Here is a 2789-nt window from a genome sequence, read left to right as displayed (position 1 = left end):
GGGTATGAACTCGCTAAGTCTCTTGATTAACCAGACTTGTGATCAAGAGACAGGCCAACTGGCTGCCTTTTTTGAACCTTACGTAAAAAGCTCTCTCTAACGCTATCGAGAACCTAACACTTCTTTGCTTAAGATTGCCTGCCACTCTTGTTCGGTAACCGGCATGATCGATAAGCGATTACCGCGTTTCACCAAGGGCATTTCGGAGAGTTCAGGCATGGCTTTAAGCGTAACCAAAGGAATCAAGCGCTCAGTCACTCGCACAAACTCGACATCCACCATGATCCAGCGTGGGTTATCGGGTGAAGACTTAGGATCGTAGTAATCACTCTCAGGGTCGAACTGAAAGTGGTCTGGGTAGGCTTCTCTGGTTACTTTAGCGATCCCCGCTACGCCAACTTTTTTACATGATGAGTGGTATATCATCACCAGATCGCCAAGCTTGACGTCATCACGCATCATGTTTCGAGCCTGATAGTTGCGTACACCCTCCCAACAAGAGGTTTTTTGTACTCTAAGAGTCTGAATAGAGAAGGTGTCGGGTTCTGTTTTAAATAACCAATATGCCATAATAAATCCAATTAACGGTTGCTCCGAGGAAGATATAACATGAAGGTAATGAAAAACCCAGTGACATGGCTAGTCGCGTTCGCTCTACAAGGCTGTGTTACGGCACCTGATACGCCGCAACAACCTGAACAGCCCCCAGCAAACTTGGATGAGCCACTGAGCATTCAACCGCAAACCTTCATCATGCGTGGTCAGGTGGTGGTTGGCCATGAAAGCCGAACCTTCACTCCTTGCGGTAGCCAACAACAATACTGGTTAGACTTATCTCCAGAGTTAGCGTTAGAAGCACAAGGGCTCTCAACGAGACCTTACCAAGCCTTATATGGCGAGCTGATTGGTCACCTAACCGTGCCGAGCCAAACGGGTTATAACGCAGATTTCACAGCGCGTTTCGTGGTTGACCAAGTGAACATCCTAACCGCAGAGAACCCAGATCGCTGCGTCCAACCGCTGCGCTCAACACGAGTATTTGGTAATGAACCCTTCTGGTCAGCAACCTTCGATAAAGACCAGCTGAAATACACTAAGATGGGCGAAGAACCTCAGCGCCTCGATATCGAATCAAGCCGCACCTCACCAAGCACTCGCGACTACCAGCTTAAAGGTAATCAGGGACAAGGTGAGCTAAACCTTAAAAAAGAGAGCTGCAGCGATGGCATGAGTGACTCTATCTATGGCTGGCACGCCAAACTTAATCTCAATGACAGCAACTACAATGGTTGTGCAATGGTGGCCAATCAAGATCCAACGCTGAACTGGAGTGGACTCTACTTCGCAAGCTCAACGCAGAACACTGGCTTCTCTATCAACCTAGAACTCAACGACGACCACAGCGCTATTACAACTTACTCGTACAGCAATGGCGATCCTTCTATTGTTGAACAGGGCTTCTGGCAGCAACTTAACCAAAATCAGGTACAGGTTGTGATGACTCGTCACCAGCAACAGTACTTAATCTCTGAGCGCGTCTTCACACTCGATAACGGCAAACTGGTCGCTGAAAAAGAGAAAGTGGGCAATGTTGTCTACCCTATTGCCAATGGCGGTCTAGTGCTATTCGAAGCCAAGAGTGAACAAGCGCAGGTGAATACGACCACCAACGTTGATCTCACCGCAAAGCAGATAAACTCGAGTGATCAACTTGATCAAAAAGTCGACCAAGCGATCCGTGAGTATTTTAAGATCAACAACACCGATCCAGGCAATACTCAGTACCGCTGGCTAACCTACGATCTGAACGGTGATGGCAAAGAAGAGTTGTTTGCTCAACTCGACTGGTGTGGTTCAGGTGGCTGTACGTTGCTTATCTTTGAAAACCACCAAGACAACTGGCGCTTCAATAGCCGAGTGACACTGGTTAAAGGCGATATACGCTTAGGAAAGTCGCAAAATCATGGCTGGCAGGATCTGATCTTCAATGTCAGCGGCGGTGGAGCAACACCTGCGAAGCACACGCTGTCTTACACCGGTGTTAGCTACCCACTGAATCCAAGTGTCGCTCCAGTTGCAAATGATGCTGATATCAGCGATGTGGTTCTGTTCGCTGATGGCATATCACCAGCGCAAAGCGGAGTTAAGCTATAACCATGAGTAATCAACAAGCTTGCGGTGGTTGTGGCTTCACTCATCAATGTATTTGTCACCGTATACCAAGTGTTGAAAGCCAAACTGATCTTGTACTGCTCACTCATGAGAATGAACTGTCGAGAGACACCAATACCGGAAAGTTACTTGAGCAATCTATTCAGCAATGTCAGTCCTTCGTATGGCAACGAAAAACACCACCAGAAGAGTTGATTGCCTTACTCGAAGACAAAGCATTGCAGCCTTTTTTGCTGTTTCCAAGTGACAACAGTATTGAGTGCCAGCAAGCCGTGTCATCTGTAGCTGGAGATCGTAAGCCGTTATTCATCATCTTGGATGGCACATGGCAGGAAGCGAAGAAAATGCTCAACAAGAGCGCGTGGTTAAACACCATTCCTCAAATCCATCTCGATATCACGACTGAATCGTCATACACCTTGCGCCGCAATCAAGACAGCGGGCACTTATGTACCTGCGAAGTTGGCGTTGAGTTGCTAAAAACGTTAGGTGAAGCCGAACCGGCTAAGTTGATTAACGATTACTACCAACACTACCTAAAGGTGTTTCAAGCGGATAAATGGTAAGCGTGTCACGAACCCCGCATTCTAATTAACCAGCACGAAGAATAAGATCAT

3 protein-coding genes are annotated in these 2789 nt (G+C 47.4%); 2 read left to right on the top strand and 1 reads right to left on the bottom strand.

Features of this window, described 5'->3' with window-relative positions:
• Positions 1-102: 102 nt before the first annotated feature.
• Positions 103-570, bottom strand: coding sequence for an EVE domain-containing protein (locus AB6F11_RS21590; RefSeq protein WP_017061021.1), 468 nt, complete (start codon positions 568-570; stop codon positions 103-105).
• A 39-nt stretch (positions 571-609) separates the two neighbouring features.
• Between AB6F11_RS21590 and AB6F11_RS21585 the strand changes: the two genes are divergently transcribed.
• Together AB6F11_RS21585 and AB6F11_RS21580 are read left to right on the top strand one after the other, a co-directional pair.
• The gene (locus AB6F11_RS21585) at positions 610-2154 is read left to right on the top strand and encodes a COG3650 family protein (protein ID WP_102394384.1); all 1545 of its coding nucleotides are present in this window, start codon (positions 610-612) and stop codon (positions 2152-2154) included.
• A gap of 2 nt (positions 2155-2156) precedes the next feature.
• Complete coding sequence (locus AB6F11_RS21580) at positions 2157-2738, top strand: tRNA-uridine aminocarboxypropyltransferase (protein WP_104216078.1); 582 nt, start codon at positions 2157-2159, stop codon at positions 2736-2738.
• The last annotated feature ends 51 nt before the right edge of the window (positions 2739-2789 follow it).

Origin of the sequence: Vibrio sp. 10N.247.311.14, assembly GCF_041467715.1 — a bacterium.
Taxonomy (GTDB): Bacteria; Pseudomonadota; Gammaproteobacteria; order Enterobacterales; family Vibrionaceae; genus Vibrio; species Vibrio crassostreae_C.
The sequence above is the reverse complement of the archived record's forward strand: the minus strand, read 5'-3'. Positions and strand labels throughout refer to the sequence as shown.

Excerpts from the sequence above, each read along its gene's own strand:
- AB6F11_RS21590 (WP_017061021.1), bottom strand. The coding sequence starts at position 570 with ATGGCATATTGGTTATTTAAAACAGAACCCGACACCTTCTCTATTCAG.
- AB6F11_RS21580 (WP_104216078.1), top strand. The coding sequence starts at position 2,157 with ATGAGTAATCAACAAGCTTGCGGTGGTTGTGGCTTCACTCATCAATGT.
- AB6F11_RS21585 (WP_102394384.1), top strand. The coding sequence starts at position 610 with ATGAAGGTAATGAAAAACCCAGTGACATGGCTAGTCGCGTTCGCTCTA.